10 protein-coding genes are annotated in these 14,999 nt (G+C 32.0%); 4 read left to right on the forward strand and 6 right to left on the reverse strand.

Annotated features, from left to right (window positions below):
- The first annotated feature begins 1 nt into the window (after nucleotide 1).
- The 3 genes from H527_RS0109310 to H527_RS0109320 are packed head-to-tail and all read left to right on the forward strand — an operon-like array spanning nucleotide 2 to nucleotide 6,050.
- Complete coding sequence (locus H527_RS0109310; RefSeq protein WP_027412461.1) at nucleotides 2-1,372, forward strand: TolC family protein; 1,371 nt, start codon at nucleotides 2-4, stop codon at nucleotides 1,370-1,372.
- 6 nt (nucleotides 1,373-1,378) lie between these two features.
- Entirely contained in the window at nucleotides 1,379-2,545 is a 1,167-nt protein-coding gene (locus tag H527_RS0109315; protein ID WP_027412462.1) for an efflux RND transporter periplasmic adaptor subunit, read from the forward strand.
- Between the two features lie 7 nt (nucleotides 2,546-2,552).
- The gene (locus H527_RS0109320; RefSeq protein ID WP_027412463.1) at nucleotides 2,553-6,050 is read left to right on the forward strand and encodes an efflux RND transporter permease subunit; all 3,498 of its coding nucleotides are present in this window, start codon (nucleotides 2,553-2,555) and stop codon (nucleotides 6,048-6,050) included.
- A gap of 255 nt (nucleotides 6,051-6,305) precedes the next feature.
- On the opposite strand, the gene H527_RS0109325 is transcribed toward H527_RS0109320, so the two are convergent.
- The 6 genes from H527_RS0109325 to H527_RS0109350 form a co-directional block, all read right to left on the reverse strand.
- A complete protein-coding gene (locus H527_RS0109325; RefSeq protein ID WP_027412464.1) occupies nucleotides 6,306-7,463 on the reverse strand; it encodes a hypothetical protein in 1,158 nt (385 codons plus the stop codon).
- Between the two features lie 135 nt (nucleotides 7,464-7,598).
- A complete protein-coding gene (locus tag H527_RS0109330; protein WP_162143813.1) occupies nucleotides 7,599-9,512 on the reverse strand; it encodes a histidine kinase dimerization/phosphoacceptor domain -containing protein in 1,914 nt (637 codons plus the stop codon).
- A 22-nt stretch (nucleotides 9,513-9,534) separates the two neighbouring features.
- Nucleotides 9,535-10,263: a LytR/AlgR family response regulator transcription factor gene (locus tag H527_RS0109335; protein ID WP_027412466.1), complete on the reverse strand. Its 729-nt coding sequence runs from the start codon at nucleotides 10,261-10,263 to the stop codon at nucleotides 9,535-9,537.
- Between the two features lie 244 nt (nucleotides 10,264-10,507).
- Nucleotides 10,508-11,992 (reverse strand): M48 family metallopeptidase, encoded by a 1,485-nt coding sequence (locus tag H527_RS0109340; RefSeq protein WP_027412467.1) that lies wholly within the window; start codon nucleotides 11,990-11,992, stop codon nucleotides 10,508-10,510.
- Between the two features lie 22 nt (nucleotides 11,993-12,014).
- Complete coding sequence (locus H527_RS24395) at nucleotides 12,015-13,154, reverse strand: DUF6882 domain-containing protein (RefSeq protein ID WP_189457507.1); 1,140 nt, start codon at nucleotides 13,152-13,154, stop codon at nucleotides 12,015-12,017.
- Between the two features lie 93 nt (nucleotides 13,155-13,247).
- The gene (locus H527_RS0109350; protein ID WP_027412468.1) at nucleotides 13,248-13,658 is read right to left on the reverse strand and encodes a hypothetical protein; all 411 of its coding nucleotides are present in this window, start codon (nucleotides 13,656-13,658) and stop codon (nucleotides 13,248-13,250) included.
- A 515-nt stretch (nucleotides 13,659-14,173) separates the two neighbouring features.
- Here H527_RS0109350 and H527_RS0109355 point away from each other — a divergent pair.
- Nucleotides 14,174-14,947 (forward strand): DUF6261 family protein, encoded by a 774-nt coding sequence (locus H527_RS0109355; protein WP_027412469.1) that lies wholly within the window; start codon nucleotides 14,174-14,176, stop codon nucleotides 14,945-14,947.
- The last annotated feature ends 52 nt before the right edge of the window (nucleotides 14,948-14,999 follow it).

Below are 14,999 nucleotides of genomic sequence, written 5' to 3' on the forward strand. Positions count from 1 at the left end.
TATGAAAAACAACCTTTGGTTAATCTGCATTGGTTGGTTAATTACAACCACAATATCAGCCCAACAAGAACCACCTGCAAGTTCTACGTATTCTTTCACTTTAGAAGAAGCTATAGATTTTGCACTAGAGAATAGTTACCAATCAATTAATGCCAGACGTGATGTTGCGAAAGCGCTAAAAAGAAAATGGGAAGCGACCGCAGATGGTCTTCCACAAATTAATGCTGCTATTAATTATCAAAATCAATTAAAGCAACCAGTCACACTACTTCCTGGCGAAGTAACTGGCGGAGAACCAGGTACATTTGTTCCTATTGTATTTGGCACAAAACAACAGGCCTCGGCAACAGCTACGTTAAGCCAACTTATTTTTGATGGATCATACCTAGTAGGCTTAGAGGCGGCAAAAACCTTTTTACAATACAGTAATGATGTAGAAGAGAAAACGCAACTACAAGTTCGTAAAGGTGTTATAAATGCTTATGGCAGTGTGCTTATTTCTCAAGAAAGTGTAAAAATCCTTAAAAACAATCTAGAAACTCTTGAGAAAAACTACGAAGAGACAAAAAAGATTTTTGACAACGGTCTTACAGAAGAAGAAAATGTAGAACAATTACAAATAACTCTATTACAAATCACTAATCAACTTAGCAACGCAGAACGATTAGAAAAAATTGCAATGCAAATGTTTAGCTTGACTATTGGAGTAAAAAATCTAGATTCGGATATTGTACTTACAGAAACATTAGAAGGACTAGCTTTAAAAAACATAGACCAATCTATTGTTAATAAATCTTTTATAATTGAAAACAATATAGATTACAAATTAGCATATCTGCTCACCGAACAAACCAGATTAGAATTAAAATTAGAAAAGAGTAAAGCTTTACCATCTTTATCTGCTTTTGTAAATTATGGCACCTCTGCATTTGATAACAATTTCGTATTCTTAGATAATGAAACAAGGTGGTTTCAATCTTCAATTCTGGGAGCAACTTTAAATATTCCGATTTTTAGTTCTTTTAAAAGAAGTGCACGATCAAAGCAAGCAAAAATTGCTAACGAGCAATCTAAAACAGATTTTACCAGAACACAACAAGAAATACAAATCAAATATGATAATGCTGTAAGTAATTATAAATTTTCATTAGAAAGTTATGACACAGCAAAACAAAACCTTACGCTAGCAGAACGAATTGAGAAAAAAAATCAAATTAAATATTCTGAAGGTCTTGCTACCAGTTTTGAATTAAGACAAGCACAATTACAATTGTACTCTTCTCAAAACGAAGTATTAACCGCTATGCTTGATATTATTAATAAAAAGGCAGAACTAGAAACAATTATAAACACGCCAAACAATAACAACTAACCTATCATGAAAAAGATACTTTCTATACTAACCATATCACTTATCATCCTATCGTGTGGGAAAGATAATGCCAAATCTATCGAGAAAATCATAGAAGAAGGCAACCTACAAGATTTACGTTCTAAAAGAACTGAAATAATAACCGAACAACAAGAGGTTACTAACAAATTAAAACAGATAGACAAAGCTATAGCTGCTTTAGATTCTGTTAAAAAACTACCTTTAGTGACTACCATTATAGCAAAAGACACCTTGTTTAATCACTATCTGGAATTACAAGGAAACGTAGAAACTAAGAAAAATATAGTTTTATATCCCGAAATGAGTGGGATTCTTACAAGAATTTACGTAAAGCAAGGACAAAAAGTATCTAAAGGTCAATTACTTGCCAGAATTGATGACGGTGGACTTAGCCAACAATTATCACAAGTAGAAGTACAGGCACAATTAGCCAAAACTACCTTTGATCGCCAAAAAAGACTTTGGGAGCAAAAAATAGGTTCAGAAATTCAATTTCTGGAAGCTAAAACAAATTTTGAAGCACAACAAAACGTAGTAAGTCAAATTAAACGTCAATTAGCTAGAACTACTGTAAACGCTCCTTTTTCTGGTGTTATTGATGATATCATAACAGAACAAGGAAGTGTAGTATCGCCAGGTCAAACCCCTGTAATACGAATTGTTAATTTAGATGATATGTACATCGAAACCGAAGTACCAGAACGGTATATCACTAGTATCACTATAGGTAAAGATGTTGAAGTTTATTTTCCTGTTTTGAATAAAACAATTACTACAAAAATTCGTCAGGTAGGAAATTATATCAATCCAAACAATCGGTCTTTTATGGTAGAAATAGGTGTCCCATCCAATGGAGGAACTGTAAAACCTAACCTTACTGCCAAAGTAAAGATCAACGATTATACTAATGAAAAAGCAATATTAATACCACAAAGTATTATTTCTGAAAATGCAGAAGGAGACCAATACACTTACGTTACTTCGGGTAAAAATTCAGAAAACATTGCCGAAGCAAAAAGAGTAATTATAAAAACTGGAAAAACACAAGGAGACCTAATCGAAATTACAGAAGGAGTTCTAAATGGTGATGCTGTAATTAGTGAAGGGGCCAGAAGCGTAAAAGATGGTCAGAAAGTTAAAATCTTAAACTAACACATTTATGGAAGTCAATAAAAAAAAGGTAGATAAGGAATTTAAGTTATCGTCTTGGGCGATAGACAATCCTACTACTATATATGTAATGATTGGTATATTTCTCGTGTTAGGCCTTTCGGCATATTTTTCTATGCCTAGAGAAAACTTTCCTGAGATTAACGAAACCAAAATTTATATCAGTGTGCCATATCCAGGTAACACTGCAGAGGATATCGAACGTTTGATTGTAGATCCTCTGGAGGATAAATTAAAAAACGTAAGCAACGTAGTAGAAATACTTTCGACCTCGCAAGAAGATTATGCAATAATAACAATAGAATTTGATGAAGATCTTAGTATACCCGAAGCTAAACAAAAAGTAAAAGATGAGGTAGATTCTGAAAAAGCAAATGAAGACTGGCCTACTTTTAATGGAGCCAAAGTAGAACCTAATGTTTTTGATTTGAGTATTTCTGAAGAAACTCCAATCATGAACATTAATATCGCAGGGGATTATCCTGTGGATAAATTAAAAGAGTTTGCTGAGTATCTAGAAGATGAAATAGAAGATCTTCCAGAAATTAAAAAAGCAGAGATTCGTGGTGCTCAAGAAAAAGAAGTAGAAGTTGCCGTAGACATCTATAAGATGATGGCTGCAAAAGTTAGTTTCGACGATATTATCAATACCATCCGTAACGGTAATATGACAATGTCTGCAGGTAACCTAATTACAAGTGGGCAAAGACGTACGATACGAATTTTAGGAGAAATAGAAAAACCATCGCAACTTAATGACTTTGTAGTAAAATCTCAAAATGGTGCTGTATATCTTAGAGATATTGCTGAAGTAAAATTTAAAGATGAAGATCAAACCACCTTTGCCAGAGAGTTTGGGCATAGTGTAGTAATGCTAGACGTTATGAAACGTTCTGGAAAAAATATGATCGAAGCAGCAGAAAAGATAGCATTGATTATAGAGGATGCAAAAGAAAATGTATTTCCAAACGATCTTAAAATATCAGTTGCAAATGACCAATCCGAAAAGACAAACAATCAAGTAAGTGATTTGGTTAACAATATCATATTTGGTATTATTCTGGTTGTAGGAGTTTTGATGTTCTTTTTAGGTTTTAGAAATGCATTATTCGTTGGTTTTGCTATACCAATGTCTATGTTTATGTCCTTTATGATCTTATCTGCTTTAGGATATACTATGAATACTATGATCCTTTTTGCATTAATTATGGGATTAGGAATGTTGGTAGATAATGGTATTGTGGTAGTAGAAAACGTATACCGCTTGATGGAAGAAGAAGGTATGTCCAGGATCGAAGCTGCAAAAAAAGGTATTGGCGAAATCGCTTTTCCTATCATTATATCTACTTTAACTACCGTAGCAGCCTTTGTCCCTTTAGGAATGTGGCCTGGGGTCATGGGACAGTTTATGATCTATTTTCCTATTACACTATCTGTAGTACTTGGATCCTCTTTATTTGTAGCCATTTTCATTAACTCTATGTTAGTATCTCAGTTTATGGAAATAGGTGAAAAAAAACTAACTCGTAAACAGCTAATACGTTTAAGTATTATTTTAGGAGGTATCGGTACATTTATCTTAATTTTTGGAGGAGCGGTAAGAGGTTTAGGTAGTCTTATGATTTTTACTGCAATCCTATTCTGGCTATATAGATATGTATTAAAAGGCGCAGCAAATTTCTTTCAAAGAAGAATTTTAGCTTGGTTAGAAAATCAATATCACCGATTTTTAAACTTTGCTCTAAAGGGCTGGAGATCTTATGCTTTTATAACTGGAACCTTTATCTTATTATTTGTTGTTTTTGCAATGTTTGGAGCATCTATTGGTAGCCAAAGAACCAAAGTAGAATTTTTTCCAGATAATAAGCCTAATCAGATTGTAGTCTATATAGAGTATCCACAGGGAACAGATATTGATAAAACCAACGCGATTACCAAAGAAATAGAACAAAGAGTATATGCTGTTGTAAATGACAAAGAGTATGTAGATGGCGAGAACTATAATTTCTTAGTAGAATCTGCTGTTTCGCAGGTAGGAGAAGGTGCTGGAAATCCACAAACAGATGGAGGAAGTAATGCCGAAATGCCTCATAAAGCAAAGATTACAGCTACTATGAGAGAGTTTAAATACCGAAAAGGAAAAGACTCTGAGGTATTACGTCAAAAAGTACAAGAATCCTTAAAAGGAATCTACCCCGGTGTTGCCATTTCTGTAGAAAAAGACCCTGTAGGCCCACCTGCTGGATATCCTATAAATATGGAGATTGAAGGCCCTGATTATGACGAGTTAATTACTCTTGCAGAGAAAATACGTAATTTTATTAATGAAAAAAACATAGCTGGTATAGAGGAGCTAAAAATAGATGTTAATAAAGGAAAACCTGCTATGCAGGTGGTAGTAGATCGAGAAAAAGCAGGAGAACTTAATGTTGCCGCAGGGCAAGTAGGAAACCAACTGCGTCGATCTATTTTTGGAGAAAAAGCAGGGGTGTATAAAAAAGATGGAGAAGATTATGATATTTATGTGCGTTTTAATGAAGAAAACAGATATAATACCAGTGCGCTTTTTAATCAAAATATCACTTTTAGAAATCAGGCAACAGGACAACTGAAAGAAATTCCTGTTTCTACAGTTGCTTCTCAAAAAAACACTTCTTCTTTTAGTGCTATTAAACATAAAGCTACCAAGAGAGTTGTAACTGTATATTCTGGGCTTCAGCCTGGTTTTACAGATGCAGGAGCAATTGTATCTCAGATTAAGACCGAAATGGCTGGTTTTTCAGAGTTACCAAGAGGTGTTAAAGTGGATTATACAGGGCAGATAGAAGAGCAAGGTAAACAAATGTCGTTCTTAATGGGTGCGTTCTTTTCTGGGTTAGGACTTATTATGTTAATTCTTATTTTTCAATTTGGTTCTATTTCAAAACCTACTATAATAATGATTGCAATATTTTTAAGTTTTATTGGTGTATTTGGAGGTATATTAATTACAGGAGCTTCTTTTGTAATTATGATGACCATGATGGGGATTATCTCACTTGCAGGAATTGTAGTAAATAATGGGGTTGTATTATTAGATTATACGCAACTTTTAATAGATAGAAAAAAAGCAGAGCTTAACGTTTTAGAAAAAGAACTTTTACCGAATGAAGAGGTAATGAAAATTATTATAAAAGGAGGTAAAGCGCGTTTAAGACCTGTATTACTTACTGCTATTACCACAGTACTAGGATTAATACCTCTCGCCATAGGCTTTAATATAGATTTCTTTTCATTGTTTTCTAGCTTTGATCCAAAAATTTATTTAGGAGGAGATAACGTGATTTTTTGGGGACCACTAGCTTGGGCTGTAATCTACGGATTAATTATAGCTACATTCTTAACTCTTATTATTGTACCATGCTTGTTTTATATTGTACATAAAATTAAGGTAAGGTTTCATAAAAAGAAAGTTTCAGAAGTGCCATCAAAAACAATAACTGCTTAGTTCAATTTTAAAATTGATTTAAGACAGCAGGCAGTATTCTAAGATAAAACTAAAGAATACTGCCTGTTTTATTTAAACTCTATTCTTTTTTTATAAAACATAACTCTTATACCAGTTTAACCATAAAATATCACATCTAAGGTATTCGTTTTCTGGGTTATTTTCTTGTTCGTGATTTCTATAGCTACTGTTATGCAAATCAATCACAGGGTTATAAAACGAAAAAGCAATTTCATAATTAATTTGGTATTAGTATTACTCAATGATTTTAGCCGTTATGTTTAGTCTTGCTGGCTCTAATAAATCATCAACCTCTTCGTTATATCTAAATCTAGGATAAAACACAGCGGTTGTTTTATAGGTTCCTCTGGGGAAACTTGCACTTGCAATACCAGCCTTTACGTCTGCACTTTCGCCTGGTACCAAACCTACTGATGGCAAACTTCTAGTTACTCTAATTGCATTTGTTCCTAAATCAGGATCTTGATTTTCCTGAGCATCAGCTTTTCCGTATACAAGCATGTGATTCCCTTGATTAATCCATTTTGCAATCATATATACTTCTGTGCTACCTTCTTTTGTATCGGGTATAATTACCGATGTTGTTTCGACTATAAGAGGATTTACTACGTCTACAATTACAGAAGTAGTTTTAAACTCTTCATTATTCCGATCCTTAACTTCCAGAATAAAAGATTTGGGGTATTTAAAATCTATACTTTTACCCTGCGCAGGATATTCATTGTTAGTACTACCTGGTCTTTGTGAAGAATCTTGGTAATAATAAATTTTTGTGCCATCATAAGTAATTGTTGGAATTAGATTAGTAAAATCTGTTCCTGCAGGTACAAATAGATATATCCTATCTACACCTATACCTTCAACTATTCTTGAAATTTCTATATCATTAGGCAGGCTTGGATTTTTACTTTTTTCGAAAGTAAAACTTGTAATTTTTAAAGTTTCAGACACCTCTATTGGTTCTTTTGTAATACTTACATTATAGTGCAATAATTCTTCTTTACCCCCTATTATATTACGAATAGTATATACGTTTGTTTTTCCTTCTACATACGATAATTTTACATCATTACTAGGAGAGATACTAAACTTACTTAAATTAAGCTCTTCAGATGTAATTAAGGCACTTATATTATCTAAAACCGTTGTGCTGGGTACTGTGATATTAATCTCTCCATATTTAACCTCCTTATTATCGACAATCTCAGGATCAATGATATCTACTTTTGTGGATGGTATACCAAATAATGGAAAAGCAGAAAGTTTTGCTTCTTCTATCTTTATTTTTTCTGCAATTGAAACAGGATCATCATCGTTAGAACTACACCCAACTATAGTGCTTGCAAATAGAATAGCGCTTCCTACTCTTAATAGTTTAATAATATTTCTCATTTTTCACTTTTCTTTAAATCGTTTATGGATCAAAACTACCGTACTATAGTATCGTTTCTAAATTAATCTGGTGTATTGTTCTATTTATTTGGTAAATGAATTATAAAAAAGGGTAAGCTGATTTCTTGTTATTTCTTACGCTATATCAAATTTAATAATATAGCATGCTCCTGGATTAGAGGTTATTTCTACAGAGCCTTTAATTTGTTTGGTAAGTCCTTGTATAAGTTGCATTCCTAAAGATGTACTATCCTTCATTCTAAAACCTTCTGGAAAACCAACTCCTGTATCTTTTATTGTTAGTAAACAGGTATCCTGTTTTTTGGATGCTTCTATACTAATATGGCCACTTAACGACTCTTTAAAAGCATACTTTATGCTATTAGCAATAATCTCATTAACAATTAGCCCGCACGGTACCAGGTAATCCATATTTAGATTAATAGTATCTACTGTAGCGCTTATTGTGATATTTTGTTTTGGCAGATCGTAACTTGTTTTAAAATAGTTTAACAAATTCTCTAAATACGTCTGTAGATTAATAAAAGACAGGTCGCTAGATTTATAAAGTCTTTCATGAATGATAGCCATTGCTTGTATTTTATTCTGAATCTCTTGCAGAATCTCTCCAGAAGATTTATGATCTCCAAATTTATATTGCAACCTTAATAAACTAGAAACAATCTGTAAATTATTTTTCACCCTATGATGCACTTCTTTCAATAGTATTTCGCGATCTTTTAGGGTTTGTGATATTTTTTTGTTTTTTTCTGCCAGGATCTTATTCGTTTTTTGTTTATTTCTATATGCGTATAGCATTGTTAACGATACTACCGATAGTGCAACTAACCCTATTACTAATAAAAATCTGGCAATTCGATGGCTCTTATTTTCTAAGGCTTTTATCTGGTTCTCACTAGTTAGTAGTTGTACTTCTTTCTCTTTACTTTCTATATCAAATTTTGCTTGTATTTCTTTAAGTTGTTTATGTTTTTCTTCAGTAAACAATGAGTCTTTAATTGTATTATATTGTAGCAAATATTGATATCCTTTTTTATACTCTTTTTGTCTACTATAATAATCCTGAAGAGATTCATATACTTTTAACAATTGTGGTAAAGCATTTGTAGCTAAAGCTGTAGACAAAGCTTTATCGTAATGTAATTTTGCTTCTTTTGCCTCTCCAAGTTTTTCATAGATATTAGCTAATCTTAAATATTCTGAGGCATTTTCGTTTACTTTACCAGTATCTAATCTTAGTTTTAAAGATTTTTTTGCATACACTAATGCTTCTTCTAATTTATTTTCCTCTTCAGCTATTGCTGATAAATTACTCAATCCAACTATAACTGTTTGGGGAACATTTGTTTTTTCTGCAACATCAATAGATTCTTTTAATATATTTTTTGCTTTTTCAAAATCTTTTTGGCGCATATACATTTCTGCTACCGCTACTAATATACTGGCTCTATGTTCTGCATTCCCTATCTTTTCTGATAGTTTTAATGCTTTATTATAATACAGTAAACCATTTTCATCATCTTTTAGCCTACAAGAATATAACGAGCCTATATTACCTATAACGCCTACAAGAAAGTTCTCTTCTTTTTGGATTTCATAAATCGTAACTGCTTTTAAATAGTGGTCAAGTGCCTGATGATAATCTCCCTTTTTTATATGCACTAATCCTATGTTTTGATGGCTTTTGGCAACCCCCAACTCATATTGTAACCCTTTAGCTATCTCTAGTGTTTTAGTATAACAAAATAATGCTTGTTCATAATCAGCACTTGCATTATATAACCTACCTAAAATAAAATAGAAATAGCCTGCATTTTTAGAACTCTTATCTTCTAATAACTCTAATCCTTCCAGGGCGTATTGAAGTGATTTTTCTGTCTCTGAGTTACTATACTTAAGGGTTAGCTCTTTATATATCTGTATTTTTTCTTTCTTAGAAACTGTTTCCAGTTTTTGAATTAAACTATCTGTTTGCCCTAGTAATGAAAGATGTAAGAGCAAAAAAAACAACAAACTACTTCTCTTCAAAAAGCATATTATCATCCTCATACTATAAAATATCCAATCGTTCTAATAGTTGATTTTTATATGCTTTACTTATAGGGATATTGTTGTCTCCTACACAAACAAATCTAGTCTCTATTTTATCTATTTTTTGTAATGCAATAATATAGGATCTATGGATTCTTAAGAATTTGTCTTCTGGTACTTTTTCATAAAACTCTTTTAAAAACATATTGACTACTATCTTTTTATTCTTAGTGATAATCTGGGTATAATTATCCATTGCTTCTACCCATAAAATATCATCTATCTTAACTTTTGTTAGCTGTGATTTATCTTTTATAAATAATGTATCACATAATTTATTTTTAGATACAGAGGGTACCTTATCTTTATTTTCGAATTGTTTTTGTAAGGCTATTTGTATAGCAAAGGATAATTCTTTTATTTTAAAGGGTTTTAATAAAAAGCCAAAAGGTTTACTTTTCAAAGCTTCTTTAAAAGTAGTATCATCATCATAAGCAGTAAGAAAAACAACTGGTGTTTTATACTTTTTATAAATCTCTTCGGCTGTTTCAATACCATTTTTGTCTCCAGAAATATGAATATCCATTACAACAATATCCAATATAGTTTCTGCCATATATTTCATCGCTTCTTTATGACTGTCTGCTATACCAACTACAAAATAATCTAGTTTTTCTAAACTGGTTTTAATATCTAATGCGATTGAAAATTCATCCTCAACAATTAATACCTTTTTATTTTTTATCATAAAAAACGAACCTCTTAATTTTAGTTACAAAGCTATCCAAATACAAATTTATTAAACATAAAAAAGCGTCCATATTTCTTGAAATCAACACACTTATCTACTTTTACACTTTTGTTTTGTAACTAATCCTTTTTTTCAGCGTAAATATGATACAAAAATAAGTTTCTTAAAAACTAATATGTTTAATTGTAATAAAGTTTTCTTTTTCTTTGTTTTCAAAACATAACCATTACAAAAATTTAAATTAATCTACCTGTTGCGCATCATTTATGACACGATCAATAAAATCTGTATTAATGTATAGTATTCTTGCCAAATTGTATAAAACCTCAACTTCGGTTTCATCGATATGGCCATCGGCATAAGATATAATCGAAAGATCTCTTAATACATTTAATTTTTGCATTATCGAAAGTACAATATCCAAATCTTTGGCTAGCACTTGTAACTCTTCAATAATTTCATCCTCAGATAAGCCTTTTATCGTCAACATACACTCGGCAAATACATTGGGGGCAACAATACTGCTTAGTGCCTGTATTTCAGAATCCTCTATAGTACCATCTGCATTAGAGATCATATATCCTCCTAAAAACATAAAGCGTTGTATTTTTGGCGCTTGTTCTGACTCACTGTTAAGGTCTTCTGGCTCCATTAGAGACATTATTCTTTTTATTTGATCTTCCATATCTTGTTCTGTAATTTCACCAAAAATTTCTGGATTAAATTTTTGGTAGGTTTTACTTTTATTAAAAAGCTCTAATGCTTTTATCCGTAAAGGGCTAAAAGGGTGACTACTATACCAATCTGATGGATCGTGATCCGAATCGTTTAATATGTTTTCTAGATCTACAAACTGTTCCATATATTCATGTAATTGAAAGTCTAAAGAATCCGTAGTTACCCCAGAAGAAAGTTTAAAAAATGTACGTCCTGCTGCATCAAAACTCTGACAACATAATAAGCCTGCTCTATCTGCACTTATTTCAGCATTTCTATTCCATGCATAAAGTTTCATGGCATGTATTGGCGCAAGTGTATTACTACCTTCATCCAATATATGTTTTACAGGATAATTAAAATGTTCGAATAGCACATGCCCTATTTCATGTCCTACTACAAAACTAAGTTCATCTTTTTGAAAACGCTCTAAAATCCCTGAAGATAGGATAATGTATAACTTATTATCGTCTGGGGGATAACAAGAGGCATTAAACACATCACTTTGATAAACAAAAAATTCGATAGTTGCTTTTAACTTCAAAACCTCTTTACAATGCTCTCCTATCTCGTGTAAAACAGGTGCTAATGTTTTGGTTAGACGTAAACTTGATTTTAGTAAATGTTTACGGGATGTAAAAGCTATTCTTTTGTCTTTAATTTTATTTAAAACTTCTTCAATCAGTTGATCTTTCTTAAAATCTAAAACCCCGTCTCTATCTCCATCATAAACCAATGCATCTAAATCTAAATCACTTCTAGAGTTATCATATACTTGCTCTATTTCTGGTATTGCAATTATATCTAATGCATCAATTACGGCTGTTTGTCTTTCGTACTCTTTTATCAATTTTGTGGTGGTTTCTTGAAAATCTTCACTTGCTTTTTTTATAAGCTCCATGTTTCCTTGTGCCTCATCCAATATGTTCATCATTTGTTGTTGGGCTTTTGCAATAGCCTCTTGATGCTCTATTGCCAAACTTGCTATGGTTGTTGCTTGATATTGCATATATCTATATCTCGTTTTATTATTATACGGTTGTATTAGATAATTTCATAAGTCGACCCTTAAGATCAAATATGCCCAATATCTGGTTGTCTTCTTTTTTACCCACAATGTTGTTTCCTGTAAACTCTACAGCAAATCCTTTTTGTTCTAAATAACAATACAATGCATGTTTATGAGAGCAATCTACATTAGCTATCATCTTTGTGAAATTAGAGATGATAAAAGGTGTTTGGGTTATTGCTCTTTGATCTAATACATCCGATTTTATCAAAACATATACTTTTAGACCTTTAAAATCTAATTGACAGTAACAACTAGAACTAGTTAATACGCTTGACAGGGCTCCATAAAAATGTCCTGAATCTTCATCTATTTCTAATTTTGGAGAAGCAAAAACTTCTAGTCCTTTTCTACTTCCTGCCTCTTTAAGTTCATATACACTGGCTAGCAAATGCTCTGGTATGCCACTTTGTTTATTTGCCCATGCCCATAGCCATGAGCTTTCTTTTTCAGAATAGGTAGCTAACATTTGTACAGGAAACTCTATATCCCCAAAAATCACTACCCCTTTTGCCATATCAAATTGCCATGGCAAATCCTCTACCATATCTGCAAATACTGATTGCTTTTCATACGATAAGGCTATATATTGGTTATATACCTCATTAATATCTATTTCCTTTGGTTTTTCTTCAACCACTTCTTCGGATTGAGGTATAGGTTTTTCTTGCTTAGGTTGGATTTGTACCTCGTCTAAGTTGTTTTCTAACAAAATAGTAATACGATCTGTGCGGTCTTCTACCTTATCAGCATTAAGAATAGGACTATGATCTATAATAAGCACTCCTGTTTCAAAAGTAATTGCATTTGCAGGGTTATGTTTATTATCTTGGTTAATAATAACTACTTTTCTTAAACCGTTTTTTAATAGCTCTTTTCCAAAATCATCGACACAAATGTTTTTCAATGCTTCGATTAATGGTAGAAAATAAATTTTCGGAAAACTATCTTGATACAAATGTGCAAATTTATCTTCGTACAGTGTATCCCATGCAATTTCTAATACTACATCAAAACCTGCTGCTTGATTTATTTCCTTTTTTAAAGAGCCAAATTGCTCTTTTTGAAATGCTTGTATAGCTCTTTTTTCTTTTAACCCCATTCTTCTATCTTATTTTAATATTGTGTATTCCTCTAGAGTAATTCTATATACTACTCTTATTTCTGTAATAAATTATATACAAAAACGGCATGTTTACAGAGCGTTTTCCAAAATTTGCTGTAATACATCTGTACGTTCTTCTATCTTATCTGCATTAAGTACTGGGCTAAAATCTACAGTAAGCACCCCATCTGTAAAACTATATGCTCGTTCTGGATTATGATGATCACTGGTATTACATATTACAATTTTATGCAAACTTTCTTGCAGAGCTTCTTTCCCTAACTCATCTACTGTAATAGCTGTAAATGCAAAAACTAATGGCTGAAAATAAATTTTTGGATAAGTATCCTCATACAAGTGCATAAATCTATCCTCAAAAAGAGTATCCCATGCTACCTCTATTGTTATATCAAAACCTAATGCTTTATTTATTTCTTCTTTTAATGCTGGATATTTTTCTTCTTGAAATGTTTTGCTAAATCTTTTTTCTTTTAGTCCCATGTTGGATGTTTTTAAAATGAATATGAATATTATGGATCAAATATATACCCATATATATTGCTAAAGAACCCTCTTTATAGTGAATCCAAGCTCCCTGAAAAATGGTAGAATGGATAACTCGAACTGCCTAAATCGATACGTTTAGTGTATTAGAATTTTTGAAGAAATTTTTATCACTCCCGAAAAATGAAACTAAAAGCTATTAATATTGTACTGAAAAACAATAGAAACAAAAAAAATGAGTAGTAAAAACATACGGCTACTCTATAAGTTAATGATAAGATCGCTTATAAAGCCAAAAAGAAATCACAGTCAGACAGCAAGTCCAGTCGTGTTTTACGGCAACATATCCTGTATGACTGGAATCGTGCCGTGTTTTGCGGCAACACATCTAGTGGCACTGGAAAACGTGCCGTATTTTACGGGGCGTTTTCCAGTTTCGTTTACTCATTCTAAATAATAAACACAATTAATTGAAAATCAAGTAAATAAATTTTAATCTAATATAAATAATTATGAAAGAGTTATTAGCCGCACCAAAATTAGAAAATTTCAAAAATGGAGAGTTTTCTAAATATGTTCGTACCCTTTTGGAACTAAGTAATGAGCAAAATCTGGATGCTATGGAGTTGACCAGCTACAAAAATACTCTGGTATCAGAATACGACGCCTTCAAAACTGTATACAAAAAAAATAGAGGTAGTATTCTTACTCCAGAATTAGCTATGATGGATCAATATCGAGATAATGGTTTAAAACTTGTACAAAGAGGGGTAAAACTAATTGCAGATTTTGCTAAAGATGAAAAAGATAGCAAACAAGCCAACATGCTATACAAAGTATTTAGCAAACATGGTTATAAGATTTATGATATGGCATATAATCAACAAGGAGGCATAATGGATGAAATCATAGAAGAAATAGAAGAAACTCCTGAGTTACGTACTGCCATAGAGGAGTTAAATCAACGTAAATATTTTGATGAAATGAAACAAGCGCATCTCAATTTTGATACAGTCTATAAAAGTAGAATTAAAGAACAGCAACAAGAACAAAGTGATCTAAGTATTACCGAATTAAGAAAAACAACTACAAAAGCATTAAGAGAATTGCTGGATTGGGTTTTTATACGTGCTAAAACCAAAGGAATTACACAATTTGAGACATACATTGGTAATCTTAATGCTTTGACAGAACAATATAACCTGTCTATAGAGCGCCGTCTTAGTAACAAATCAGATATAACACAAGAGTTAGATGATGATTTTGACCCAAGCCAAGGAGAATAAACCAAAAGAATTATAACGCAAAAAAACGCCGCAAAATGCGGCGTTTTCTATA

This window comes from Aquimarina muelleri DSM 19832, from assembly GCF_000430665.1.
Lineage (GTDB): Bacteria > Bacteroidota > Bacteroidia > Flavobacteriales > Flavobacteriaceae > Aquimarina > Aquimarina muelleri.

Bases quoted from the DNA above. Each gene is read 5' to 3' on its own strand.
- H527_RS0109320 (WP_027412463.1), top strand. From the start codon at position 2,553: ATGGAAGTCAATAAAAAAAAGGTAGATAAGGAATTTAAGTTATCGTCT.
- H527_RS0109340 (WP_027412467.1), bottom strand. From the start codon at position 11,992: ATGCAATATCAAGCAACAACCATAGCAAGTTTGGCAATAGAGCATCAA.
- H527_RS0109315 (WP_027412462.1), top strand. From the start codon at position 1,379: ATGAAAAAGATACTTTCTATACTAACCATATCACTTATCATCCTATCG.
- H527_RS0109310 (WP_027412461.1), top strand. From the start codon at position 2: ATGAAAAACAACCTTTGGTTAATCTGCATTGGTTGGTTAATTACAACC.
- H527_RS0109325 (WP_027412464.1), bottom strand. From the start codon at position 7,463: ATGAGAAATATTATTAAACTATTAAGAGTAGGAAGCGCTATTCTATTT.
- H527_RS0109350 (WP_027412468.1), bottom strand. From the start codon at position 13,658: ATGGGACTAAAAGAAAAAAGATTTAGCAAAACATTTCAAGAAGAAAAA.
- H527_RS24395 (WP_189457507.1), bottom strand. From the start codon at position 13,154: ATGGGGTTAAAAGAAAAAAGAGCTATACAAGCATTTCAAAAAGAGCAA.
- H527_RS0109335 (WP_027412466.1), bottom strand. From the start codon at position 10,263: ATGATAAAAAATAAAAAGGTATTAATTGTTGAGGATGAATTTTCAATC.
- H527_RS0109355 (WP_027412469.1), top strand. From the start codon at position 14,174: ATGAAAGAGTTATTAGCCGCACCAAAATTAGAAAATTTCAAAAATGGA.